This window comes from Pseudonocardia abyssalis, from assembly GCF_019263705.2.
Lineage (GTDB): Bacteria > Actinomycetota > Actinomycetes > Mycobacteriales > Pseudonocardiaceae > Pseudonocardia > Pseudonocardia abyssalis.
Window position 1 is genome coordinate 130,145 of record NZ_JADQDK010000001.1, and the last position, 22,440, is coordinate 152,584.

23 protein-coding genes and 1 pseudogene are annotated in these 22,440 nt (G+C 74.1%); 15 read left to right on the top strand and 9 right to left on the bottom strand.

The features are described from left to right. Nucleotides 1–63 precede the first annotated feature (63 nt). Nucleotides 64–585: a hypothetical protein gene (locus I4I81_RS00610; RefSeq protein WP_218615715.1), complete on the bottom strand. Its 522-nt coding sequence runs from the start codon at nucleotides 583–585 to the stop codon at nucleotides 64–66. 63 nt (nucleotides 586–648) lie between these two features. Between I4I81_RS00610 and rlmN the strand changes: the two genes are divergently transcribed. Together rlmN and pip are read left to right on the top strand one after the other, a co-directional pair. Next, complete coding sequence (rlmN, locus tag I4I81_RS00615) at nucleotides 649–1,755, top strand: dual-specificity RNA methyltransferase RlmN (protein ID WP_218605271.1); 1,107 nt, start codon at nucleotides 649–651, stop codon at nucleotides 1,753–1,755. Continuing rightward, nucleotides 1,752–2,681: a prolyl aminopeptidase gene (gene pip, locus I4I81_RS00620; RefSeq protein ID WP_226363668.1), complete on the top strand. Its 930-nt coding sequence runs from the start codon at nucleotides 1,752–1,754 to the stop codon at nucleotides 2,679–2,681. The genes rlmN and pip overlap by 4 nt, the downstream gene beginning before the upstream one ends. 601 nt (nucleotides 2,682–3,282) lie before the next feature. Here the strand turns inward: pip and I4I81_RS00625 are convergent. Next, nucleotides 3,283–4,350 (bottom strand): ATP-dependent DNA ligase, encoded by a 1,068-nt coding sequence (locus I4I81_RS00625; protein WP_218605272.1) that lies wholly within the window; start codon nucleotides 4,348–4,350, stop codon nucleotides 3,283–3,285. A 37-nt stretch (nucleotides 4,351–4,387) separates the two neighbouring features. Between I4I81_RS00625 and mug the strand changes: the two genes are divergently transcribed. After that, a complete protein-coding gene (gene mug / locus I4I81_RS00630; protein ID WP_226363669.1) occupies nucleotides 4,388–4,948 on the top strand; it encodes a G/U mismatch-specific DNA glycosylase in 561 nt (186 codons plus the stop codon). Here the strand turns inward: mug and I4I81_RS00635 are convergent. Then, nucleotides 4,945–5,511, bottom strand: coding sequence for a TetR/AcrR family transcriptional regulator (locus I4I81_RS00635; protein ID WP_443690154.1), 567 nt, complete (start codon nucleotides 5,509–5,511; stop codon nucleotides 4,945–4,947). The genes mug and I4I81_RS00635 overlap by 4 nt on opposite strands. Nucleotides 5,512–5,606: 95 nt before the next feature. On the opposite strand from I4I81_RS00635, the gene I4I81_RS00640 reads away from it, so the two are divergent. The 3 genes from I4I81_RS00640 to I4I81_RS31510 are packed head-to-tail and all read left to right on the top strand — an operon-like array spanning nucleotide 5,607 to nucleotide 7,429. Beyond that, nucleotides 5,607–6,533, top strand: a complete 927-nt coding sequence (locus I4I81_RS00640) for an SDR family NAD(P)-dependent oxidoreductase (RefSeq protein ID WP_218605274.1) — start codon at nucleotides 5,607–5,609, stop codon at nucleotides 6,531–6,533. Nucleotides 6,534–6,588: 55 nt separating this feature from the next. Continuing rightward, nucleotides 6,589–6,918: a DMT family transporter gene (locus I4I81_RS00645; RefSeq protein ID WP_218615716.1), complete on the top strand. Its 330-nt coding sequence runs from the start codon at nucleotides 6,589–6,591 to the stop codon at nucleotides 6,916–6,918. Then, a complete protein-coding gene (locus I4I81_RS31510) occupies nucleotides 6,908–7,429 on the top strand; it encodes a TetR/AcrR family transcriptional regulator (RefSeq protein ID WP_225924789.1) in 522 nt (173 codons plus the stop codon). Before I4I81_RS00645 ends, I4I81_RS31510 begins: the two co-directional genes overlap by 11 nt. A gap of 27 nt (nucleotides 7,430–7,456) precedes the next feature. Here the strand turns inward: I4I81_RS31510 and ligD are convergent. Both ligD and I4I81_RS00660 read right to left on the bottom strand, forming a co-directional pair. Next, nucleotides 7,457–8,392, bottom strand: a pseudogene (gene ligD / locus I4I81_RS00655) (non-homologous end-joining DNA ligase); the annotation flags it as partial. A 7-nt stretch (nucleotides 8,393–8,399) separates the two neighbouring features. Then, nucleotides 8,400–8,660, bottom strand: coding sequence for a DUF2631 domain-containing protein (locus I4I81_RS00660; RefSeq protein WP_218603122.1), 261 nt, complete (start codon nucleotides 8,658–8,660; stop codon nucleotides 8,400–8,402). A gap of 45 nt (nucleotides 8,661–8,705) precedes the next feature. On the opposite strand from I4I81_RS00660, the gene dxr reads away from it, so the two are divergent. The 5 genes from dxr (at nucleotide 8,706) to I4I81_RS00685 (ending at nucleotide 13,763) form a co-directional block, all read left to right on the top strand. Next, nucleotides 8,706–9,881, top strand: a complete 1,176-nt coding sequence (gene dxr, locus I4I81_RS00665) for a 1-deoxy-D-xylulose-5-phosphate reductoisomerase (protein ID WP_218603123.1) — start codon at nucleotides 8,706–8,708, stop codon at nucleotides 9,879–9,881. Further along, nucleotides 9,878–11,167 (top strand): M50 family metallopeptidase, encoded by a 1,290-nt coding sequence (locus I4I81_RS00670; protein ID WP_218603124.1) that lies wholly within the window; start codon nucleotides 9,878–9,880, stop codon nucleotides 11,165–11,167. The genes dxr and I4I81_RS00670 overlap by 4 nt, the downstream gene beginning before the upstream one ends. Next, a complete protein-coding gene (locus tag I4I81_RS00675) occupies nucleotides 11,164–11,664 on the top strand; it encodes a phosphatase domain-containing protein (RefSeq protein WP_218603125.1) in 501 nt (166 codons plus the stop codon). Before I4I81_RS00670 ends, I4I81_RS00675 begins: the two co-directional genes overlap by 4 nt. Nucleotides 11,665–11,729: 65 nt before the next feature. Further along, complete coding sequence (gene ispG, locus I4I81_RS00680; RefSeq protein ID WP_218603134.1) at nucleotides 11,730–12,854, top strand: flavodoxin-dependent (E)-4-hydroxy-3-methylbut-2-enyl-diphosphate synthase; 1,125 nt, start codon at nucleotides 11,730–11,732, stop codon at nucleotides 12,852–12,854. 75 nt (nucleotides 12,855–12,929) lie between these two features. Continuing rightward, nucleotides 12,930–13,763, top strand: coding sequence for a GNAT family N-acetyltransferase (locus tag I4I81_RS00685; RefSeq protein WP_218603126.1), 834 nt, complete (start codon nucleotides 12,930–12,932; stop codon nucleotides 13,761–13,763). A gap of 115 nt (nucleotides 13,764–13,878) precedes the next feature. On the opposite strand, the gene I4I81_RS00690 is transcribed toward I4I81_RS00685, so the two are convergent. Both I4I81_RS00690 and I4I81_RS00695 read right to left on the bottom strand, forming a co-directional pair. Next, complete coding sequence (locus I4I81_RS00690) at nucleotides 13,879–15,327, bottom strand: DHA2 family efflux MFS transporter permease subunit (RefSeq protein ID WP_218603127.1); 1,449 nt, start codon at nucleotides 15,325–15,327, stop codon at nucleotides 13,879–13,881. Between the two features lie 50 nt (nucleotides 15,328–15,377). Further along, nucleotides 15,378–16,616 (bottom strand): FAD-dependent oxidoreductase, encoded by a 1,239-nt coding sequence (locus I4I81_RS00695; protein ID WP_218603128.1) that lies wholly within the window; start codon nucleotides 16,614–16,616, stop codon nucleotides 15,378–15,380. Between the two features lie 56 nt (nucleotides 16,617–16,672). Here I4I81_RS00695 and I4I81_RS00700 point away from each other — a divergent pair, with 56 nt between their 5' ends. Next, nucleotides 16,673–17,095 (top strand): MarR family winged helix-turn-helix transcriptional regulator, encoded by a 423-nt coding sequence (locus I4I81_RS00700; RefSeq protein WP_218603129.1) that lies wholly within the window; start codon nucleotides 16,673–16,675, stop codon nucleotides 17,093–17,095. Further along, nucleotides 17,092–18,177 carry a heparan-alpha-glucosaminide N-acetyltransferase domain-containing protein gene (locus tag I4I81_RS00705; protein ID WP_218603130.1) on the top strand — a complete coding sequence of 362 codons (1,086 nt, stop codon included), beginning with the start codon at nucleotides 17,092–17,094 and terminating at the stop codon, nucleotides 18,175–18,177. Before I4I81_RS00700 ends, I4I81_RS00705 begins: the two co-directional genes overlap by 4 nt. Here I4I81_RS00705 and I4I81_RS00710 read toward each other — a convergent pair. Together I4I81_RS00710 and rfbC are read right to left on the bottom strand one after the other, a co-directional pair. Beyond that, nucleotides 18,107–19,396 carry an NAD(P)H-dependent oxidoreductase gene (locus I4I81_RS00710; protein ID WP_218603131.1) on the bottom strand — a complete coding sequence of 430 codons (1,290 nt, stop codon included), beginning with the start codon at nucleotides 19,394–19,396 and terminating at the stop codon, nucleotides 18,107–18,109. The two genes, I4I81_RS00705 and I4I81_RS00710, sit on opposite strands and share 71 nt — an antisense overlap. After that, nucleotides 19,393–19,941, bottom strand: coding sequence for a dTDP-4-dehydrorhamnose 3,5-epimerase (gene rfbC / locus I4I81_RS00715; RefSeq protein WP_218603132.1), 549 nt, complete (start codon nucleotides 19,939–19,941; stop codon nucleotides 19,393–19,395). Before rfbC ends, I4I81_RS00710 begins: the two co-directional genes overlap by 4 nt. Before the next feature lie 118 nt (nucleotides 19,942–20,059). Here rfbC and I4I81_RS00720 point away from each other — a divergent pair, with 118 nt between their 5' ends. Together I4I81_RS00720 and I4I81_RS00725 are read left to right on the top strand one after the other, a co-directional pair. Then, the gene (locus I4I81_RS00720; protein ID WP_218615717.1) at nucleotides 20,060–21,877 is read left to right on the top strand and encodes a penicillin-binding transpeptidase domain-containing protein; all 1,818 of its coding nucleotides are present in this window, start codon (nucleotides 20,060–20,062) and stop codon (nucleotides 21,875–21,877) included. Nucleotides 21,878–22,051: 174 nt separating this feature from the next. Then, nucleotides 22,052–22,429, top strand: a complete 378-nt coding sequence (locus I4I81_RS00725) for a DUF3054 domain-containing protein (protein ID WP_218615718.1) — start codon at nucleotides 22,052–22,054, stop codon at nucleotides 22,427–22,429. Nucleotides 22,430–22,440: the final 11 nt, after the last annotated feature.

The window sequence follows — 22,440 nt, forward strand, 5'->3', positions numbered from 1 at the left end:
CTTCGGGAGTGGCGTATCGCACATGCAGAGGGGGTGGACGGCGCAGCGGATACGACCGGGTGGTCACGGTCCGGTCACGGCGGCGACCCGCACCGGCGGTCCGAAGTGGACGCCACCGACGACGAGGCCGGCGGCGGGTTCCGGGGCGGGTGCGGACGTCCCCGCGATCAGGGTGGCCCCGCGGCTCGTGCCGTCGGGGAAGCGGATCCAGGTGAGCGCGCCGTCCCCGGTGACGGGCTCGGCGCGGTAGAGCCCGGCCGGGTCGTCGGCCCGCACCGCCACGAAGGACCGGTCGTCCCCGCCACCGGCCGGCACCACGCCCCCGTGCACGACCCGCCCGTGGACGCCGCCGCGCAGCCCGGAGCCGTCGGCGGCGGTGAGGTCGAGCAGCCCCGCGGTGACGACGCCGTCGAACCAGACGCCCGCGCGCCCGTCCGTGGTGAACCCGGTCGCGCGCCCGTCGTGGACGGTGACGGCCACCGAGAACGCCCCGTCGGCCGAGCCGCCGACGTAGGTGGTGTCGGGCACGGGCGGCTCCGGGGCGGCGCACGCCGAGAGCACCCCGAGCAGGACGGCGACCACCACGCGCTTCACGATGGATCGGAGCGCCGGTGCCACCGATCTGATACCTGGCACACTGGAGCGGTCATGACTTCCCTCCCGCTCGTCTTCGACGCGCCCAAGCGCGCCCTGCCGCCCCGCCACCTCGCCGATCTCGACCCCGCCGACCGCCGTGCCGCCGTCGCCGATCTCGGCCTGCCCGGGTTCCGCGCCGACCAGGTCGCCCGGCACTACTTCGGCCGGTTCACCGCCGACGTCGACGCGATGACGGACCTGTCGCCCGCCGCCCGCGAGGCCCTGCGGCCGCTGCTGCCCGCGCTGGTCACGCCGGTGCTGGAGCAGGACTGCGACGACGGCACCACCCGTAAGACGCTGTGGAAGGGCCACGACGGCACCCGTGCGGAGTCGGTGCTGATGGGCTACCCCGACCGCGCCACGGTCTGCGTGTCGAGCCAGGCCGGCTGCGGGATGGCCTGCCCGTTCTGCGCCACCGGCCAGGGCGGGCTGGAGCGCAACATGTCGACGGGCGAGATCGTCGAGCAGGTCCGCCAGGCGGCCGCGGCCGCCCGCGACGGAGCGCTGGGCGCCCCCGCCCGGCTGTCCAACGTCGTGTTCATGGGGATGGGGGAGCCGCTCGCCAACTACAAGCGCGTGGTGGCGGCGCTGCGCCGGATCACCTCGCCGGCCCCCGACGGCCTGGGGATCTCCGCCCGCGGCGTCACCGTGTCGACGGTCGGGCTGGTTCCGGCGATCGACAAGCTCGCCGCGGAGGGCATCCCGGTCACGCTCGCGGTGTCACTGCACACGCCCGACGACGAGCTGCGCGACACGCTCGTGCCCGTCAACAACCGGTGGAAGGTCGACGAGGTGCTCGACGCCGCGCGCCGCTACGCCACGATCACCGGGCGTCGGGTGTCGATCGAGTACGCGCTGATCCGCGACGTCAACGACCACCCGTGGCGCGCCGACCTGCTGGGCAAGAAGCTCGCGCAGCGCATCGGCAAGCACCGCGTGCACGTCAACCTCATCCCGCTCAACCCCACGCCGGGCAGCGAGTGGGACGCCTCCCCGCGCCGGGTGCAGGACGAGTTCGTCCGGCGCGTCGAGGCCGCGGGGGTGGCGTGCACCGTGCGCGACACGCGCGGTCGCGAGATCGCCGCGGCCTGCGGGCAGCTGGCCGCCTCGCAGGTGTGAGCGAGCCGTACGACCACGGGATGCTCGACGTCGGCGACGGCCAGCTGATCCGCTGGGACGTCCGCGGCAACCCGTCCGGGACACCGGCCGTGGTGGTGCACGGCGGCCCGGGTTCGGGTGCGCCGACGGGCACGCCGCGGAGCTTCGACCCGCAGCGCTACCGCGTCGTCTCCTACGACCAGCGCGGGTGCGGCGGCTCGACCCCGCACGCCGCCGACCCGTCGACGTCGCTGGGGACGAACACGACGGCGCACCTCGTCGCCGACCTGGAGCGGTTGCGCACCCACCTCGGGATCGACCGCTGGGTCGTGTTCGGCGGGTCGTGGGGCTCCACGCTCGCGCTCGCCTACGCGCAGGCCCACCCGGAGCGGGTCCGTGCGCTGCTGCTGGTGGCCGTCACCACGACCCGGCGCAGCGAGATCGACTGGCTCTACCGCGGCGTCGGCCGGTTCCTGCCGCGCGAGTGGGCGGTGTTCCGGGCGCAGCACGACGATCCCGACCTGCTCGGCGGCTATGTCCGGCTGCTCGCCGACCCCGACGCCGCGGTGCGGGAGCGCGCGGCGCTGGCCTGGGCGACGTGGGAGGACGCGGTGCTCTCGCTGGAGCCGACCGCCCGCAGGGGCGTCTACAGCGGGCGCCCGTCGCGTGACCTGCTCGCCCTGACCCGGATCTGCGCCCACTACTTCTCCAACGGCGCGTTCCTCGACGAGGGAGCACTGATCCGCGACGCCGGTCGGCTCGCCGGGATCCCGGGTGTGCTGATCCACGGCCGCCTCGACATGGGCGGCCCGCTGGCCACGGCGTGGGAGCTGGCTGCGGCCTGGCCCGGCGCCGAGCTGCACGTCGTCGAGGACGCGGGGCACCTGGGCAACGCGGAGTTCGGCGAGCTGATCCGCACGGCCCTCGACCGGTTCGCCGACGCCTGATTCGGATCCTGCTCGACGACGAGGTCCGCGTCGACCACGGCCAGTTCCACGTCATGTGCGCGTCCTGGACCACGGCGTTCATGTACCGCTGCTTCGCCGGCCGGTGCAACGGGCTCTGCGGCGCCGGCCTGCCCGGCGGGTCGTGGCTGATCACCGGCCTCGGCATGGGCGACGTCGGCCTCCGCATCGAGGCGCACGCCGAGGCGCCTCCGATCGGTGACGGGTGGGAGGAGGTCGTCGAGGTCTCCTTCGTCCCCGTGCCGGACCTGATGGCGGTCGACGGACAGGCGCACTGCGGCGATCTGCCCGGGGCTCGTCCCGGTTCCGCACCGCGTCCGCTGCTGCGCCGTCGGGATGGATGCCGGCCGCGCCACCGGGATCCGCGACGAGGACGACCCGGTGGTCGACCGCTACCTGCTGCAGTTCTGGCCCACGCCTCCTGCGCCGGACGCGGTGCTCCGCCGGATCTCGCAGATCGCGGGGAACCGGCACGGCGAACCAGGAGCCCGACCGGGCGCGCTGACGGGTCATGATCGTCGGAAGTGGTGCAGGGAGGTCACGGATGGCACGTTCCCACCACTTCTGGTGATCATGGTCGCGATCAGGAGAGGCCGAGGACCTCGGCCAGGTCGAAGTCGACGGCCTGCTCCAGCTGCGCGTACGTGCACGACTCCGGCGTGCGGTCCTCGCGCCAGCGCACGAACTGGGCGGTGTGCCGGAACCGCGCGCCCTCCATGTAGTCGTAGCGCACCTCGACGACCCGCTCCGGTCGCAGGGGCACGAACGACAGGTCCTTGCCGTTGTTCCAGCGGCTGCCCTCGCCCTTGCGCGGGGTTCGCTCGCCCTCCTCCTGCTTCGCCCACGCCCACGGGTGCTCGTCGAACGTGGTGACGAGCGGCTGCATCTCCTCGAACAGCTCGCGGCGCCGGGCCATCGGGAACGCGCCGATCACGCCGACGGAGGCGAGGACGCCACGCTCGTCGAACAGCCCGAGCAGCAGCGAGCCGATCACGTCGGGACCGGACTTGTGCACGCGGTACCCGGCCACCACACAGTCGCAGGTGCGCTCGTGCTTGATCTTCGCCATCACGCGCTTGTCGGGCTGGTAGGCCTGGTCGGGCTTCTTCGCGATCAGCCCGTCGAGCCCGGCACCCTCGAACTGCTCGAACCACTGCTGCGCGAGCGCGGTGTCGCGGGTCAGCGGGGTGATGTGCACCGGCGGCTCTGCGTCGGCCAGCGCCCGCTCCAGGGCGGCGCGGCGCTCGCTGAAGGGCAGGCCGGTGAGGTCGTGGTCGCCCAGCGCCAGCAGGTCGAAGGCGACGAAGCTGGCCGGCGTGGTCTCCGACAGCATCTTCACCCGGCTCGCGGCGGGGTGGATGCGCTGCTGGAGGACCTCGAACTCCAGCGTGTTGTGCTCCCGGTCCAGCACGACGATCTCGCCGTCGATCACCGCCCGCTCCGGGAAGTTGGCCTTCACCGCCTCGACGACCTCGGGGAAGTACCGCGTCATCGGCTTCTCGTTGCGGCTGCCGATCTCGACCTCGTCGCCGTCGCGGAAGATGATCGAGCGGAAGCCGTCCCACTTGGGTTCGTAGAGCTGGCCGTCGGGGATGGTGGCCACGGGCTTGGCCAGCATCGGCTTGACCGGGGGCATCACGGGCAGGTCCACGGGCGCCATCCTGCACCAGGTCCGACATGATCGGCGCGTGACGCGTCGACGCCTCCCCGGTCCCGCCGAGCTGGCGGCGGCCCGCGAACGGACGATCGCCGACGTCCTGCCCGGCCCCGCCGACCCGGCGCTGCGGGTGCTGTTCTGCGGCATCAACCCGGGGCTGGTCTCCGCCGCGACCGGGCACCACTTCGCGCGGCCGGGCAACCGGTTCTGGCCGGTGCTGCACGGCGCCGGGTTCAGCCCGCGGCTGCTCGCCCCGGCCGAGCAGGGGGAGCTGGCCGGGCTCGGGCTGGGCATCACGAACCTCGTCGCCCGCGCCACGGCCCGCGCCGACGAGCTGGCCGACGACGAGGTCGTCACGGGCGGGGAGCGGTTGCGGGAGCTGGTGGCGCAGCGGGAACCGGCCTGGCTCGCGGTCGTCGGGATCACCTCGTACCGGACGGCGTTCGGCATGCGGAAGGCCGTGGTCGGCCGCCAGGACGAGAGGTGGGGCCGCACCGGCGTGTGGGTCCTGCCGAACCCCAGCGGCCTCAACGCGCACTGGAGAGTCGACGCGATGGTGGAGGAGTTCGCCCGGCTGCGCGCCGAGACCTAGGAGTGCGCTGAAGTGCGCAGGCCGTCCATCAGGAGATCGAGCATGCGGGCGGCCTGGGCCGGTTCGGCCGCGGCGAGGCCGATGCCGCTGATGCTCGCGAGCACATCGGCCGGCTCGACGTCGCCGCGCAGGGTGCCGGCCGTGGCACCGGCGCCGAGCAGCGACGACAGGGCCTCGACCATGCGTTCGCGGCTCGCGGCGAACGGGTGTCCGCCGGACGCGGCCAGGGCGCGCAGCGCGTCACCCATGCCGCGCTTGGTCGTCATGTAGTCGACGAAGCGGTCCATCCAGACCCGCAGTGCGCGGTCGGTGGGCAGCTGGGTGAGCAGGTCGGACGCCGCACCGCACAGCCGGGTGACCTCGTTGCGGTAGACCGCCTCGACCAGCGCCTCGCGGGTGGGGAAGTGCCGGTAGAGCGTGCCGATGCCGACGCCGGCGTCCTTCGCGATGGCCTCCAGCGTGGCGTCCGGACCCTGCTGCGAGAACGCGCGGACGGCCGCGGCGAGCACGCGCTCACGGTTGCGCCGCGCGTCGGCGCGCATCGGATGTGTGTCGGGCGTCACAGCTGCTCCTCGGAATCATCCGGAGGCTCCTCCGTTTGAACGGTAGTAGCGGAGGTTCCTCCGCTTCGAGCCTACCGGCCACGAGAGGACGGGACATGACCACCGCATCCCGTGTCACCACCCCCTTCACCGCCACCTCCACCGCACTCGAGGTCGTCGCCGACGTCGACCTCACCGGTCGCCGCGCGATCGTCACTGGCGCCTCCTCCGGCATCGGGATCGAGACGGCCCGGGCGCTCGCGGCCGCGAACGCCGACGTCACCCTGGCCGTGCGGGATCTCGACGCGGGAGTGCGCGCCGCCGCCGACATCGTCGCGTCCACCGGCAACGACCACGTACTGGTCGCGCCCCTGGACCTCGCCGACCAGGACTCGATCCGGTCGTTCGTCCGCACCTGGGACGGCCCGCTGCACATGTTGGTCGGCAACGCCGGGGTCATGGCCACTCCGGAGCTGCGCACCCGCGAGGGGTGGGAGCTGCAGTTCGCGACCAACCACCTCGGCCACTTCGCGCTGGCCACCGGACTCCACCTCGCGCTCGCCGCCGCCGGGGACGCGCGGATCGTCTCGGTCAGCTCGAGTGCGCACCTGCGCTCGCCGGTCGTGTTCGACGACGTGCACTACCTGACCCGGCCGTACGTGCCGGCCATCGCGTACGCGCAGTCCAAGACGGCGAACGTGCTCTTCGCGGTGGAGGCCACCCGCCGCTGGGCCGACGACGGCATCGTCGCCAACGCCGTGATGCCCGGCGGCGTCCGGACCCGGCTGCAGCGTCACCTCGTCTCCCCGGAGCTCGGCCGGACGCAGGGTCCGGTGCGCTGGAAGACCCCGGCCCAGGGCGCGGCCACCTCGGTGCTGCTCGCGGCGTCGCCGGTGGTGGCCGGGATCGGCGGCCGCTACTTCGAGGACTGCGCGGAGGCGGGACCCACGCGGCCCGGGTCCCGCACCGGGGTCGCCGGGCACGCCCTCGACCCGGAGGCCGCGGCCCGCCTGTGGGACGAGTCGGTCCGCACTCTCGCCTGAAGGCGTAGAATCTGGAGCAGATGCTCAGGTTTCTGTCTCCGGTGGAGGTGCGGCGATGTGGTTCTGGCTGGCCGGCGCGATCGCGGCCGAGGTGACGGGCACGGTGGCCCTGCGGTACTCCGAGGGGTTCACCCGGCTCGTGCCGTCGATCGTCGTGGTCCTGGGGTACGGCGCGGCGTTCTACGCCCTGTCCCAGGCCCTGTCGCGGGGGATGGCGCTCGGCGTCGCGTACGGGGTGTGGGCGGCGGCCGGGGTGGCGCTCATCGCGCTGATCGGGGCGGCGTTCCTGGGGGAGGGGCTGACCTGGATCCAGGTGGGCGGCATCGGCCTGGTGATCGGCGGGGTCCTCGCGCTGGAACTCGGCGGTGCCCCGCATGGCGTCTGACGGGCGACGGGCCAAGGGGGAGCGACGCAGGCGGCTGCTGCTCGACGCGACCCTGCGGCTCGTCGGCCGGGCGGGCGTCGCGGCCGTCACCCAGCGCGCCGTCGCGGCCGAGGCGGAGGTGGCGCCCAGCGCGGTCCTGTACTACTTCCCGACCGTCGACGAGCTGCTGGTCGCCGCGCTCGTCGACGTCAACGACCGGTGGGTGGCGGCCGTGGGTGACCTGCCCGCCGACCGGTCCGACGCCCTGGACGCGCTCGCGGAGCTGGTGGTGGCGAGCCCGACCGGGGACGAGGGTCTGGCGGAGTTCGAGCTCTACCTGCTCGCGGCCCGCCGCCCCGAGTTGCGCCCGGAGCTCGACCGCTGGTGGCACGCCCTCGACGACCTCGCCGCCCGGCTCGCCCCGGACCGGGAGGTGGCGTTCGCGGCCGCGCTGGACGGGCTGTTCCTGCGGGCCTCGACGGGCGTCGACCTGCCGGACGTCCGGACGGTGCTGGAGCAGCTGACGTCGTGAGCCGTCAGTCGAGGTCCTGCGGCTCGGGGGGGGGTCCTCGGCGCCCTCGTGGGTGTCGCGGTCGGCCCACCCCAGCAGCGGGGCCAGGGAGAACGGGGCGTCGTCGATGCCGGCGTGCAGGTCGCCCAGCTCGGCGAACCGGGCCGGCACGGTGGCGATCGTGAAGTCGCGCGGATCGGCGTCGTCGATCTCGTCCCAGCGGATCGGCGTCGACACCACGGCCTCCGGCACGCCGCGCACCGAGTAGGCGCTGCGGATCGTGTGGTCGCGGGCGTTCTGGTTGTAGTCGACGAACACCGACCCGGGATCCCGGTCCTTGCGCCACCAGGTCAGGTCCACCAGGTCGCACCGCCGGCCGACCTCCCGGGCGAACGCGTGCGCCGACCGGCGCACGTCGGCGAAGCCGTGCTCGGGCGGGATCCGCACGTAGACGTGCATCCCCGAGCCGCCGGAGGTCTTCGGGAACCCGACCGCACCCAGCTCGTCGAGCACCTCGTGGACGACGTGCGCCACACGCCGCACGTCGTCGTAGGAGGCCTCGGGCATCGGGTCGAGATCGATGCGCCACTCGTCGGGCTGCTCGACGTGGTCGCGCCGGGAGTTCCACGGGTGGAACTCCACCGTCGACATCTGCACCGCCCACACGACGTCGGCCGGGTGCTGCACGCACAGCTCGTCTGCGGTGCGGTTCCACCGCGGGAACGTCACGCGCACGGTCTCGACCCAGTCGGGTGCGCCGCGGGGCAGCCGCTTCTGGTGCACCTTCTCCCCGGTGACACCGGTGGGGAAGCGGTGCAGCATGCACGGCCGGTCGCGCAGGGCGCGCACGATGCCGTCGGAGACGGCCAGGTAGTACTGCGCGAGGTCGAGCTTGGTCTCCCCGCGGGCGGGGAAGTAGACGCGGTCGGGGTTGCTCAGCCGGACGGTGCGGTCACCGACGGCGAGCTCGACGGCGTCGGCCACGGAACGCTCAGCGACGCCAGGCGTTGCGCTTGCGCAGCGTCTGCCAGACGAGCGCGGCGGCCATGAGGACGCCCGTGCCGATCAGCCAGATGTCCTCGGTGCGGCCGGTGTGGTTGCCGATCAGCAGGACGAACATGAGCACGGTGACGACCCAGCCGGCGATCAGCGACCCCTTCGGGAAGGAGCCGTGCCACCCCCACTCGGCCGACGGCTCCTCCTCGGGATCGACCGCGGATCGCTGCGCCAGCTCTCGGGACTCACTCGCCATGGGCCACATGGTGTCACAACACCCGCGCGAGGATGATGGTCGGTGATGAACACCCGATCCGTGCTCGTGCTGGGCTCCACCGGCTCGGTGGGCACGCAGGCGCTCGACCTGCTCGACGCCCACCCCGACCGCTTCACCGTCGCCGGCCTCGCCGCGGGCGGGAGCGACGTCGCACTCCTGATGCAGCAGATCCGCCGCTTCGGCGTGCGCCGGGTCGCCGTCGCCGACCCGGCGGCCGCGCAGTCGCTGCGCCGCGCGATGCCGTCGGCCGGGATGCGGGGTGTCGAGGTGCTGTCCGGCCCCGGCGCCGCCACCGAGCTGACGCGCGGCGCGGGCGCCGACATCGTCCTCAACGGCATCACCGGCTCCGTGGGCCTGGGCCCGACGCTGGCCGCGCTGGAGTCCGGGGCCACGCTGGCGCTCGCCAACAAGGAGTCGCTCGTGTCCGGCGGGCGGCTGGTCACGGGGGCGGCGGCGCCGGGGCAGATCGTGCCCGTCGACTCCGAGCACTCCGCGCTGGCCCAGTGCCTGCGCGGCGGCCGCGCCGAGGAGGTCGCGACGCTCGTGCTCACCGCGTCCGGCGGCCCCTTCCGCGGCCGCACCCGCGAGGAGCTCGCCGGCGTCACCGTCGAGGAGGCGCTGGCCCACCCGACCTGGGCGATGGGCCCGGTGATCACCATCAACTCGGCCACCCTGGTCAACAAGGGGCTCGAGGTGATCGAGGCGCACCTGCTCTTCGACGTGCCCTACGACCGGATCGGGGTCGTGGTGCACCCGCAGTCGATCGTGCACTCGATGGTCACCTTCCTCGACGGCTCCACCCTCGCGCAGGCCAGCCCCCCGGACATGACGCTGCCGATCGCGCTCGCGCTGGGCTGGCCGGAGAGGCTGGAGGGGGCGGCACTGCCGTGCACCTGGGCGACACCGCAGACCTGGGAGTTCGAGCCGCTCGACGAGGACGCGTTCACCGGCGTGCGGCTCGCCCGGCGCGCGGGGGAGACCGGGGGCTGCCTGCCCGCGGTCCTCAACGCGGCCAACGAGGAGGCGGTCGCGGCGTTCGTCGCCGGCGCGCTCCCGTTCACCGGCATCACCGACCTGCTCGACCGCGTGCTCGACGCCGCGGACGGCTGGACGGACGACCCCGCTAGCGTGGACGACGTGCTGGCGGCGGAGGACTGGGCCCGGGCGCACGCCCGCGAGGCAGCAGGAGTGTCCCGATGATGTTCGTGCTCGGCATCCTGATCTTCTTCGTCGGGATCCTGTTCTCGGTGGCCTGGCACGAGCTGGGCCACTTCGTCACCGCCCGCTGGTTCGGCATCAAGGTGCCGGAGTTCATGGTCGGGTTCGGGAAGACGATCTGGTCGACGAAGCGCGGCGAGACCGAGTACGGCCTCAAGGCGATCCCGCTCGGCGGCTACATCCGCATGATCGGGATGATCCCGCCCGCCCGCGGCGAGCTGCTGGGCAGCAGCCGTCGCACCGGTCCGTTCCAGGGCCTGATCGACGACGTGCGCGCGCAGTCCGCGATGGACGTGCGGCCCGAGGACGCGCACCGGCAGTTCTACCTGCGCAAGCCGTGGAAGCGGATCGTCGTGATGGCCGCGGGGCCGATCATGAACCTGATCCTGGCGATCCTGCTGTTCGCGGTGCTGCTGATGGGCATCGGGCAGTTCAACGGCACCACCACCGTCAGCGCGGTCAGCGAGTGCGTCCTGCCCGCCGACTCCACGACGCAGACCTGCCCCGCCGGTGCCCCGCTCACCCCGGCCGCGCTCGCCGGGTTCCGGGCGGGCGACGAGATCGTCGCACTGAACGGGCAGCCCTTCGAGCGGTTCGACGGCGAGGAGCTGCGCGGAGCGATCCAGAGGTCCGTCGGCCCGATCACGGTCACGGTGCTGCGCGACGGCCAGCGCCTCGACCTGAACGCCGACCCGATCAGCAACCTCGTGACGTCGGTCGACGATCCCGAGCAGCTCGTGCAGGGCAGCTTCCTGGGCATCGGGCTGGTGTCGGACTACGAGCGCGTCGGGCTCGGCGCGGTGTTCGTCGAGATCGGCGACGTCGTCGGGCGCACCGGGCAGGCCATCGCCGAGCTGCCGTCGCGGGTGCCGAGCCTGTTCGGGTCGGTGTTCCTGGGCGAGGAGCGCGACGTCAACGGGCCGATCGGCATCGTCGGCGTCTCGCGGATCGGCGGCGAGGTCCTGGCCCAGGAGATCCCGCTGGCCGCCGAGGCGTCGCTGCTGCTCAACCTGCTCGCCGCCGTCAACATCTCGCTGTTCCTGTTCAATCTCCTCCCGATCCCGCCGCTCGACGGCGGGCAGATCTTCCCCGCGGCCTGGGAGGCCGTGAAGAAGCGGATCTGGAAGGTGCGGGGCAAGCCCGACCCCGGGCCGGTCGACGTCGCCAAGCTCATGCCCGTGGCCTACGTCGTCGCGATGGTGTTCATCGTGTGGAGCGGGTTGCTGCTGGTCGCCGACGTGATCAACCCCGTGCGGCTGTTCCAGTGAGCCTCGCCCCCTCCGGCGACGCCCGTCCGCTGGCGGTGTTCGACGTCGACGGGGTGCTCGCCGACGTCACCCACCGGCTGCACCATCTGCGCGCCCGGCCGCAGCGCTGGGAGCGGTTCTTCACCGCGGCCGACCGCGACCCGCTGCTGGTCGAGGGGGCCGACCGGCTGCGCGCGGCGCTCGCCGACCACGAGGTCCTGTACCTGACGGGGCGGCCCGAGCGCACACGCCGGCTCACCGAACGTTGGCTCGCGAAGCACGACCTCCCGACCGGGCCGCTGATCATGCGCGACGACCACGACTCGCGTCCGGCCCGCTGGATGAAGCGGGAGGTGCTGCGGCGGCTGTCGGCGAGCCGCGAGATCGTCTCCGTGCTCGACGACGACCCCGCCGTCGTCGCCGTGCTGGAGGCGGACGGCTGGCCGGTCGAGCTGGCGACCTGGCTGCCGCATTCGTCGACCCTGCAGACGGCGCAGGAGCACGACGGCCGGACGTAGGCGAGGTCTCACGGCGGGCAGCGGGTCGTGAGGGGATACTGGAGGTCGTGAGCGTCTCCCTGGGTATGCCCGTTCCTCCCGCGCCGACCCTGTCGGACCGCCGGAAGACCCGTCAGCTGCAGGTGGGCACGGTCGGCGTCGGTTCCGACCACCCGATCTCGGTGCAGTCGATGACCACCACCCTGACCTCCGACGTCAACGCCACCCTCCAGCAGATCGCCGAGCTCACCGCGGCCGGCTGCGACATCGTGCGCGTCGCCTGCCCGAGCCAGGACGACGCCGACGCGCTGCCCGCCATCGCGGCGAAGTCGCAGATCCCGGTGATCGCCGACATCCACTTCCAGCCCAAGTACGTCTTCGCCGCGATCGACGCCGGCTGCGCCGCGGTGCGCGTCAACCCCGGCAACATCCGCAAGTTCGACGACCAGGTCAAGGAGATCGCGCGCGCCGCCAAGGACCGCGGCACGCCGATCCGGATCGGCGTCAACGCCGGCTCGCTCGACAAGCGTCTGATGGAGAAGTACGGCAAGGCCACGCCCGAGGCGCTGGCCGAGTCGGCGATGTGGGAGGCGAGCCTGTTCGCCGAGCACGACTTCCACGACATCAAGATCTCGGTCAAGCACAACGACCCCGTCGTGATGATCCGCGCCTACGAACTCCTCGCCGAGCAGTGCGACTACCCGCTGCACCTCGGCGTCACCGAGGCCGGCCCCGCGTTCCAGGGCACGATCAAGTCCGCCGTCGCGTTCGGGGCGCTGCTGCGCCAGGGCATCGGCGACACGATCCGCGTCTCGCTGTCGGCCCCACCCGTCGAGGAGGTGAAGGTCGGCATCCAGATCCTGCAGTCGCTCAACCTCAAGCAGCGCAAGCTGGAGATCGTGTCCTGCCCGTCGTGCGGGCGGGCCCAGGTCGACGTCTACAAGCTCGCCGAGGAGGTCACCGCCGGGCTCACGGGCATGGAGGTGCCGCTGCGCGTCGCGGTCATGGGCTGCGTCGTCAACGGGCCGGGGGAGGCCCGCGAGGCCGATCTGGGCGTCGCGTCGGGCAACGGCAAGGGCCAGATCTTCGTCAAGGGCGAGGTCATCAAGACCGTCCCCGAGCACGCGATCGTCGAGACGCTCATCGAGGAGGCCATGAAGCTGGCCGAGACGATGGAGGCGTCCGGCGAACCCCAGGTGTCGGTGGGCTGAGCGAAGCTTGTCGTAGCGAACATCGGGAGCTGATCCGCCGTGGGCATCGGGGCGCAGGTGTGGCACCGTAGGCAGGTGCTCAGAGTCGCCGGTGCCCGGCTTCTCGACGACCGGGACCGTCCGGTCGTCCGCGCCGCGCTCGACGCGGATCCGGTGGCGTCGTGCATGGTCGCCGCGCGCGTCGAGATCGCCGGCCTGGACCCGTGGCGCCTCGGCGGCGAGGTGTGGGCGTCCGGCTCGCGCCACGACGGGCTGTGCTTCTCCGGGGCCAACCTCGTCCCGCTGCGCGGCGAGCGCTCCGCGATCCGCAGCTTCGCCGAGCGGGCCCGCCGCCACGGCCGCTCCTGCTCCTCGATCGTCGGCCGCGCCGAGCTGGTGCTGCCGCTGTGGGAGGAGCTGGCCCCGCACTGGGCGCCCGCCCGCGAGGTCCGCGCCGACCAGCCGCTGATGGTGCTGCCCGGCCTGCCCGCCGTCACCCCCGACCCGGCCGTGCGCCCGGTCCGCCCCGACGAGCTCGACCGCTACCTCCCGGCCGCCATCGCGATGTTCACCGAGGAGGTCGGTGTCGACCCCCGCGCGGGCGACGGTGGCGCCGGCTACCGTGCCCGCGTCGCCGAGCTGGTGGCGGCGGGCCGCGCGTTCGCCCGCTTCGAGGGCGACCAGGTGGTGTTCAAGGCCGAGATCGGGGCGCTGTCGAGCCGGGTCGGGCAGATCCAGGGCGTCTGGGTGCACCCCGCCTGCCGCGGGCGGGGCCTCGGCACGGCCGGCACCGCCGCCCTGGTGGAGCGCCTCGCCGGGATGGACCGGGTGTCGAGCCTGTACGTCAACGGGTTCAACCACGTCGCCCGCGCCTCCTACGCGCGCATCGGGTTCACCCAGGTCGCCAGCTTCTCCACGATCCTGTTCTAGAGCCCGCACCGGCGGGTCGATCGGCGTGAGCGGGAGCGGCGGCCCGGCCGCGCCCCCCCCCGGCCACGGTCCTCGCCGAGGATCCGCCATCCGCTACCCGGGCCGGAGTCCGAGATCAGCGGGCGGCCACCGGCGGGGCCGTCCGCAACGCGGTGACGGCCACGGCCAGCGACAGCGCCGTCAGCCCCACCGGCAGCACCAGCGTGAGCTGCAGCGCCGCCGCCAGGTCCGGGGCGAGCGCCAGCCGGGCGGCCGGGTCGAGGTCCGTCGCCGCCCCCAGCCCGCCCGCGCCGAGCACCGGCGCCCGGGTCGCCACCAGGGCCGTGAGCAGCGCCGACACCGCCGCGACGCCGAGCGACACCGCGAGCTGCTGGTTGATGGCGAGGATCGTGGAGCCGCTCGGGATGTCGTCGTGGGGCAGATCGCGGGTGGCGCCGGTCATCGCGGGCATCAGGGTGGCACCGACGCCCACGCCGGTGACGGCTCCCGCCGCCATCAGCCCGGCCACGGGAGCGGTGGCCGTGAGCTGGGCCAGCATCAGCAGCTGCCCGGTGAGGGCCGTCGCGATCCCGGCGACGACGATCCGCCGGGGCGGTACCCGGTCGACCAGGCGCGTCGCCACCTGCATCGTGAGGCCGGTGGCGAGCACCTGCGGGATGCCGACGGCCCCGGCGAACGTGGCGCCCTCCCCGCGCACGACCTGCCAGTACAGCGGCAGCACGAACATCGCACCGAAGTAGGCGGCGCCGAACGGGGCCACGGTCGCGAGGCCGGCCGCCAGCGCGCGCTCCCGGAGCAGCCGCAGCCGCAGCAGCGGGCTGCGGTGCCGCAGCGACCACGGCACGAACGCCGCGACCATCACCGCCCCGACCGCAGCCGGTACCGTCCCGCCCGCCGTGAGCCGCCCGGCGTCACCGATCGCGGTGACGCCGTAGGCGAGCGCCGCGGCGCCGGGGGCGAGCAGTGCCAGGCCGACGACGTCCAGCGGGGCCGCGGCGCCCTGCCCGTCGGCGACCAGCCACCGCCGGCAGGCGATCACGGCCAGCCCGACCGGCACGTTGATCAGGAAGATCCACCGCCAGGACAGGGTGTCGATCAGCCAGCCGCCCAGCACCGGCCCGACCAGCGGCGCGATCAGCACCGGTACCCCGAACAGGCTCATCATCCGGCCCCGCTGCCCGGCCGCCACGGTGCGCAGCGCGATCGCCATGCCGACCGGGTTGATCAGCCCGCCGCCGAGACCCTGCACGACGCGTGCCGCGACCAGTGTCCCGACGTCCCACGCCGCCGCGGCCAGCACCGAACCGAGCGTGAAGACCACGACGGCCAGCACGTACGTGCCGCGGGAGCCGAGCCGGGCCGTCGCCCACGCGGCCAACGGGATCACCGCCACCAGAGCGAGCGTGTACGCGGTGGTGGCCCACTGCACCGCCGAGATCGAGGCGTCGAGGTCACGGGCGAGCGCGGCCAGGGCCACGACGGTGACCGTCGTGTCCAGCACGACCATGAACCCGCCGAGGACGAGCACGGCGGCGACGCGGCGGGCGAGGGGGTCCAGGGGCATGGCCTCAGCCTCGGACCTGAACCGCGGTCGAGGTCAAGGGGCGCCCGCGATCAGGACATCCGCCACCGCCGGGCCGCGGCCGGTGCGGCGAGCCCGGCCCGGGCCGGGAGCCGGGTCCGCGGCGCGGTCAGCCGGCGCATCCAGGCCAGCGGGGCGAGCGACTCCCGGATCGCGTCGACCGCGTAGGACGGCATCCGCTGCTCGTAGGTGCGCACGGCGAGCGGGATCGTCGAGGTGCCTCCGCGGACGTCGAGCAGGTGGGAGGCCAGCAGGTCAGCGTCCCGCACGGCGGTGGCGGCCGCGCGTCCCCCGGTCGGCGGCATGGCGTGCACCGCGTCGCCGATCCCGGTGACGACGCCGCTGGGCCACGGCGTGAGGTCGCCGTCGGGGTCGGCGGCGTGGAACCCGAAGATCCCCACCGCGGAGGCGTCGGCAGCCACGAGCGTGCGGACGTCGTCGTCCCAGCCCTCCAGCATCGCGACGGCGACGCGCTGCAGGGCGTCCGGGGCCAGGTCGCGGACGCCGTCCGGGAACCGCTCCGCGGTGGCGTTGAGGCCCCACACGAGATCGGCCCGCTCGACGTCGGCGGGGACCGCCACGCACGCCGCCGGATCGACGACCGTGCCGGCGGCCGGGTCGTGCACGCTGAGGAAGACGCCGATCCCGCCCGGCCCGACCGCCAGCACCGGACCGACCCGGACCGCGTCCGGCAGCCGGGCCCGGAGGGCGTCGGTCAGGTGGGTGCGGCCCGCCAGGCCCCAGACACCGAGCGGGCGCGAGGTCGGGCGGCCGGCGAGCGCGGCCGTGACGCGTGACCCGACGCCGTCGGCCCCGACGAGCAGGTCGCCGCGGTCGGTCGACCCGTCGGCGAAGTGGGCGGTGACCGTGCCGTCGGGGTGGGTCGCGTGGTGGGTGAACTCGGCGCCGAACCGCAGGGCGTCGCCCAGCCCGTGCGCGAGCAGGCGCCGCAGCGGGATCCGCCCGACGAGGATCGTGTCCTCCTCGGGGTCGCGCGCCTCGGTGGCGAGCACGCGCATGCGGTGGTCGACGAACGCGAACCGCCGGAACCCCGCCGATCCCGCGGAGTTGCCGAGCAGGGCCTGGTAGAGCTCGGGTGGCAGGGCACGACGCAGCGCCGCGCAGGCGTGGTGGTCGAGGTGGAGCCGGTAGCCCCCGGTGGCGGAGACGTCGGTGTCGCGGTCGTGCACCGCGACCTCGACCTCCCCGCGGCGCAGGGACTGGGCGAGGGCGAGGCCGCCGATGCCGGCCCCGATGACGATGACGCGCATGTGGTCCTCCTGGTATCAGGTGCCTACTTTTAGAAGGTACCTGATACTTTTCGGTCGTGTCGGAGGAGTCGTTCGCCGCGTGGACGCTGGTGCGGGCCTCGCACGTCGTCGCACGCGGGTTCACGACGGTGTTCGCGCAGGTCGGGCTCACGCCCACGCAGTTCGGGGTGCTCGCGTACCTCTCCGACGAGCCCGCGCTGACCCAGGCCGAGCTCGCGCGGCGGGTGCTCGTGCGGCCGCAGAGCCTGGGGGAGCTGCTGGTCCCGCTGCTCGAGCGCGGGCTCGTGTCGCGCGACGGCCCGGGCGGACGGGGACGGCGCAGCGGGATCGCGATCACCGACGCCGGCCGGGAGCTGATGGCGGCCGCGCTGCCGGGGGTGCAGCGGTTCGAGGCCGGGCTCGGGCTGGACCCCGGCCAGCTCCGCACCCTCGACGACCTGCTGCACACCGTGCTGCGCACGCTCGGCGAGGACGGATGAGGATCACCGGCGTCGACGCCGCCCGGGGGCTCGCCCTGCTCGGCATGGCCGCCGCGCACCTGCACGCCACCACCGGACCCGACGGCCGGGCGACGGTCGTGGGCGACCTGGTGGCGGGCCGGGCGTCGGCGCTGTTCGCGGTGCTGGCGGGGGTCGGGATCGCGCTGGGGTCGCGCCGGGGCGAGGGCGCCGGGGCGGCGCTGGTCGTGCGGGCGCTGCTGGTCGGGGCGCTCGGTCTCGGGCTGGAGACCGTCCTCGACGCCCCGCCCGCGGTGATCCTCGCCCAGTACGCGCTGCTGTTCCTGGTCGCCGTGCCGCTGCTGCGCGTCCCGGCGCCCGCGCTGTTCGCGGCGGCGGCCGTGTGGTGCGTCGCGTCCCCGGTGCTGAGCCACGTGCTGCGCGCGGGGATGCCGGACGGGCCCGGCCCGCAGCCGTCGTTCACGATGCCGCCGGGGGAGCTGATCGTGACGCTCGGCCTCACCGGCTACTACCCGGTGCTCACCTGGACCACCTACCTGCTGGTGGGGCTCGGCGTCGGGCGGCTGGACCTGGCGGCGCCGCGCACGGCGTGGCGGCTCGTCGGGGCCGGGGCGGCGCTCGCGGTGCTGGCGCTCGGCTCGTCGGCCCTGCTCGGGGGCGGCCCGAGCGGCGAGCAGCGCGCCGGGATCACCCCGTCCGACGACCTGGCCTGGCTCCTCACCGCCGCCCGGCACTCCGGCACGCCGTTCGACCTGGCCCACACCACCGGAACGGCGCTGCTGGTCCTGGGCCTGTGTCTGCCGGCCCCGCGGGTGGTGGGCGCCGTCCTCGCCGGTCCCGGCGCGGTCCCGCTGACCCTCTACACCGCGCACATCGTCGTCGGCGGGCTGCTCGCGCCGTTCGGCACGGCGGTGTGGGTCCTGCAGGCGGCCGTGGCGCTGGTCGTCGGCGGGCTGCTGCGCAACGCCGGACGCCGCGGCCCCCTCGAGTTCGGGGTGGCCGCGGCGTCGGGTGCCGTGCGGGAGCGGGTGCTCAGGTGGAGGGGAAGAGCTTCTCCTGCTCCGCCCGCAGCTCGTCGATCAGGCGGCCCGGGGGCAGCGTGACGTCGGCGTAGGTGAGCACCTCGTCCTTCTTGACGTCGCGCAGCAGCACGCAGCCCTCGGCCACGCCCATCGGCAGCAGTCCCTCGGCCCGGGTGACCGGTGTCGACTCGGCGAGGCCGTAGGTGTCGTAGCCGCCCAGACCGTCGACGGTGTGACCCGCCTTGAGGTCCTGCTTCACGCCTGCGACGACGTCGACGCGCGGCCCGCCGGGCGGGGTGAGCGCGGCGTCGGCGAAGTCGACCGCGCGCGCGATCGTGTTCGGCACCTCGAAGTGGCACAGGTGGTAGGGCGTGTAGAAGCTGTACAGCGGGCCCTTCCCGAGCTTGTAGAGCTCGAGGTAGTGGCGCTGCTTCGGGTCGTCGTGGGTGCCCAGGACGTAGATGCCGGGGCCGGGCTGCGAGCCCACCACGTAGTCGACGATGCCGCCCAGCTCGCGGAGCTGGTCGAGGTCGTACATCTCGGTGAGCGCGTCGACGTGGCCGTGGTGGTCACGCCCGAACATGCCGCGCTTCGGCACGGTGAACCCGTGCGCGTTGGCCACGATCGCCTGCTCGTAGGACACCTTGGTGCCGTCGGCGAAGCTCGTGACCATGTAGGGGTCCTGGCCCCACTTCTCGGCGAAGCCCTTCTGGGTCGTCGGGTTGCGGTACTCGTCCTGCAGGCCCTTGATGTTGCCCGAGACCAGCGGCGTGACGCCCAGGCTCTTCACGAACCGAATCAGGTTGCCCTGCACGCCGGGCTGGTCGCCGTCGACGCCGGTGAGGATGACGCCCGCCTCGCGGGCGCGCTGGGCGAGCAGCGGGCCGACGGTGCCGTCGAGCTCGGCGTTCATCGTGACGACGGGCAGCCCGCGCTCGATCGCGGTGACGGTGACGCGCGCGCCGAACTCGACCGCGCCCGTGACGTCGACGATGCAGTCGATCTGCTCGGCCTTGAGGAGCTCGAACGCGTCCTCGAGGACGGCGGGGGTGCCCGCGGCGATCGCGGCGTCGACCTCGGAGCCGGTGCTCACCCGGACCGGGGTCGCGCCGGCCTCGGTGTAGGCGCGCTCGGCGTTGGCGAGGGTCTTGTTGGCCACGGCCACGAGCAGCATGCCGGGCACGGTGTTGACGATGTGGTTCGCGAGCCCGCGACCCATGAACCCGGCGCCGACCATGCCGACGCGGATGGGGCGGTTCTCCGCCTCGCGCTTCGCGAGCGCGGTGTCGGTGATGATCATCGCTGACCCCACGGCTTCTCGGAGAGCAGCGGCCAGGCCGCGTCCTTCGACGAGATCACGGTCGGCTGGATCGGCCACGGCAGCGCGAGCTCCGGGTCGTCCCAGCGCAGGCCGCCCTCGGCGCCCGGGGTGTAGGCGGTGCTGACCTGGTAGTGCACGGTGGCGCCGTCGGTGAGCGCGATGTAGCCGTGCCCGAAGTCCTTCGGCACCAGCAGCGAGGTCATGTTGTCCTCGGTGAGGTCGACGCCGAAGTGCTGCATGAAGGTGGGGGAGTCCGGGCGCAGGTCGACGATGACGTCCCAGATCGCGCCGCGCAGGCAGCGGATGAGCTTCGTCTCCTGGTGCGGGGAGAACTGGAAGTGCATCCCGCGCAGGGTGCCGGCCTTGTGGTTGAACGAGATGTTCGTCTGCTCGACGACCGGGTCGAGGCCCGCGTCGAGGAACTCCTGGCGGCAGAAGGACCGGGCGAAGAAGCCGCGGTCGTCCTCCAGGCGCTTGAGGTCGATCAGAGCGGCACCGTCGAGGGGCGTGGATTGGATCAGCATGGATGCCTTCGCGTCGTCTGCGTCTCGTGCGGGAAGTCGATCGTAGTTGTCGCGCCGATGCGGCCCTCCGGCCGTGTCACCCGATCGCGGATCCGGCCCGCTCCTCCATACTCGACGCGTGCCGCCCCGCCGCCTGCTCGCGCTGCTGACCACGGCTGCGGTCCTCGGAGTCACCGCCGGGTGCGGGCTGTTCGGTGGGGGCGGGCCCGAGGAGACCGTCGAGCGGTTCCTGGCCGCGTGGAGCGCCGGGGACGTTGCGGGGGCCGCCGCGCTCACCGACGACCCGGCCGCGGCCACCACGCTGCTCACCGCCACCCGCGATGCGCTCGCCCCGCAGGCCCTGACGGCCGAGCCGGCGCAGGTCCGCACGGCCACCGCCCGCGCGACGGCGTCGGTCGACGTCACGTGGGACCTGGGTGCAGGCCGCACCTGGAGCTACCTCGGCGAGCTCGAGCTCGCGCCGACGCCCGACCGCGGGTCCGACGAGGGCACCGGCTGGCTCGTCCGCTGGAGCCCGACCGTCGTGCACCCGCAGCTCGGCGCGGGCCAGCGGCTCGCGCTGCGCACCGACACCCCGGCGCCCGCGCCCGTCGTCGACCGTAACGGGGCGCCGCTGCTGGAGTCGACGCCCGTCGTCTCGGTGCTGCTCGACCGCACCGCGGCGGGCGACCTCCCGGCCGTCACGGGTGCGCTCGCGCAGGCACTTGCCCCGCTCGAGGCCGCCATCACGGCGGCCTCGATCACCGACGGCGCAGCCCGCACCCCGGACGGGCAGGTCTACACCGTCGCGGTGCTGCGCGAGACCGACTACCGCACCGTGCGCGACGCGATCTACGAGCTGCCCGGCGTCCGCTTCGCCACCGCGCAGCGCCTCCTCGCCCCCGACGCGGCGTTCGCGCGGCAGGTCCTCCCCGCGGTCCGCACGCAGGTGGCGGCGCAGCTCGACGGCGTCGACGGCTGGTCGGTGCGGATCGTCGACGGCAGCGGCAGCGACGTCACCGCGCTCGCCGAGACGTCCCCGCAGCCCGGCTCGACCGTCGCGATCGGGCTGGACCGGCGCCTGCAGACCGCCGCGGAGGACGCCGTCGAGCCGATCGGTCAGCAGGCGATGCTGGTGGCGATCGCACCGTCGACCGGCGAGGTGCTCGCGGTCGCGCAGAACGGCCCGGCCGACGCCGAGGGGGCGCTCGCGCTCACCGGCCGCTACCCGCCCGGCTCCACCTTCAAGATCGTGACGGCGGCCGCGGGGATCGCCGAGGACGGCCTCGCGCTCGACACCCCGGTCGCCTGCCCCGGCACGCTGGCGATCGGCGGCCGCCCGGTGCCCAACATCGATCTGTTCGACCTCGGCACGGTGCCGCTGCGCACCGCGTTCGCCCGGTCCTGCAACACGACCTTCGCGCAGATCGGGGCCGCGCTCGCCCCCGGCGCGCTGCCCGCCGCGGCGCTCACCCTGGGCCTGGGCGCCGACTACGCCGTGCCCGCCCTCACCACGATCACCGGCTCGGTCCCGGTCGCGCAGGCGGAGGTGCAGCGCGCGGAGAACGGCTTCGGACAGGGCCAGGTGCTCGCCAGCCCGTTCGGGATGGCACTGGTGGCGGCCACCGTCGCGCGGGGGGCGACGGTCGTGCCGACCCTGATCGAGGGCGCGGCGACCCAGGAGCTCGTTCCCCCGACGGCCCCCGATCCCGCCGTGCTCGACGTCGTCCGCCCCATGATGCGGGCCGTCGTCACCGAGGGGTCCGCGACGGCGCTGGCCGGGCTCGGCGAGGTCTACGGCAAGACCGGCACGGCGGAGTACACCGACGACGGCCGGGCCCACGGCTGGTTCGTCGGCTACCGCGGTGACGTCGCGATCGCGGTGCTGGTCGTCGACGGCGGCAGCTCGGCGCCCGCGGTGGAGGCAGCGGCCCGCTTCCTGGCCGCGACCCCCTGACCCGACCCGGCCACCCCCACCCGCCGAGTTTGCCACCCCCACCCGGCGAGTTTGCCGCCCCCACCCGGCGAGTTTGCCGATCGCGCACGCTGTCTTGTCCGCGCACGTCCGCCCCGGGCCGGCCATTCGGCGACCGGTCGCCGTGCCCGGGCCGGGAGTCCTATCCTGGATCGCATGCCGCGCAGCCGGATCCCCGCGCTCGCCCTCGCCGCCGACCTGGTGGCGGTGGTCGTCTTCGCCGCGATCGGGCGGCTCAGCCACGCCGAGCCCGGCGACGTCTGGGGCCTGCTCGTGACCCTCGCGCCGTTCGCCGCCGGGGTCGTGGCGGCGTGGGCCACACCGGTCGTGCGCGCCGACCCGTCCGGCCTTCGGGCCGGGGGAGTGGTGCTCGCGGGGGCCGTCGTCGTCGGGCTGGCGCTGCGGGCCGGGTTCACCGGGTCGCTGCCGCTCGGCTTCGCGATCGTCACCGCGGTCTCGCTCGCGGTGCTGCTCCTGGGCTGGCGCACGCTGTCACTGGTCGTGGCTCGCCGAGCGGCCCACCGCGTGCCCTGACCGACGCGGGG

Excerpts from the sequence above, each read along its gene's own strand:
- rlmN (WP_218605271.1), top strand. The coding sequence starts at position 649 with ATGACTTCCCTCCCGCTCGTCTTCGACGCGCCCAAGCGCGCCCTGCCG.
- I4I81_RS00660 (WP_218603122.1), bottom strand. The coding sequence starts at position 8,660 with ATGGCGAGTGAGTCCCGAGAGCTGGCGCAGCGATCCGCGGTCGATCCC.
- I4I81_RS00710 (WP_218603131.1), bottom strand. The coding sequence starts at position 19,396 with ATGATCATCACCGACACCGCGCTCGCGAAGCGCGAGGCGGAGAACCGC.
- I4I81_RS00705 (WP_218603130.1), top strand. The coding sequence starts at position 17,092 with ATGAGGATCACCGGCGTCGACGCCGCCCGGGGGCTCGCCCTGCTCGGC.
- rfbC (WP_218603132.1), bottom strand. The coding sequence starts at position 19,941 with ATGCTGATCCAATCCACGCCCCTCGACGGTGCCGCTCTGATCGACCTC.
- I4I81_RS00640 (WP_218605274.1), top strand. The coding sequence starts at position 5,607 with ATGACCACCGCATCCCGTGTCACCACCCCCTTCACCGCCACCTCCACC.
- I4I81_RS00690 (WP_218603127.1), bottom strand. The coding sequence starts at position 15,327 with ATGCCCCTGGACCCCCTCGCCCGCCGCGTCGCCGCCGTGCTCGTCCTC.
- I4I81_RS00725 (WP_218615718.1), top strand. The coding sequence starts at position 22,052 with ATGCCGCGCAGCCGGATCCCCGCGCTCGCCCTCGCCGCCGACCTGGTG.
- dxr (WP_218603123.1), top strand. The coding sequence starts at position 8,706 with ATGAACACCCGATCCGTGCTCGTGCTGGGCTCCACCGGCTCGGTGGGC.
- I4I81_RS00670 (WP_218603124.1), top strand. The coding sequence starts at position 9,878 with ATGATGTTCGTGCTCGGCATCCTGATCTTCTTCGTCGGGATCCTGTTC.
- I4I81_RS31510 (WP_225924789.1), top strand. The coding sequence starts at position 6,908 with ATGGCGTCTGACGGGCGACGGGCCAAGGGGGAGCGACGCAGGCGGCTG.
- I4I81_RS00695 (WP_218603128.1), bottom strand. The coding sequence starts at position 16,616 with ATGCGCGTCATCGTCATCGGGGCCGGCATCGGCGGCCTCGCCCTCGCC.
- I4I81_RS00645 (WP_218615716.1), top strand. The coding sequence starts at position 6,589 with ATGTGGTTCTGGCTGGCCGGCGCGATCGCGGCCGAGGTGACGGGCACG.
- ispG (WP_218603134.1), top strand. The coding sequence starts at position 11,730 with ATGCCCGTTCCTCCCGCGCCGACCCTGTCGGACCGCCGGAAGACCCGT.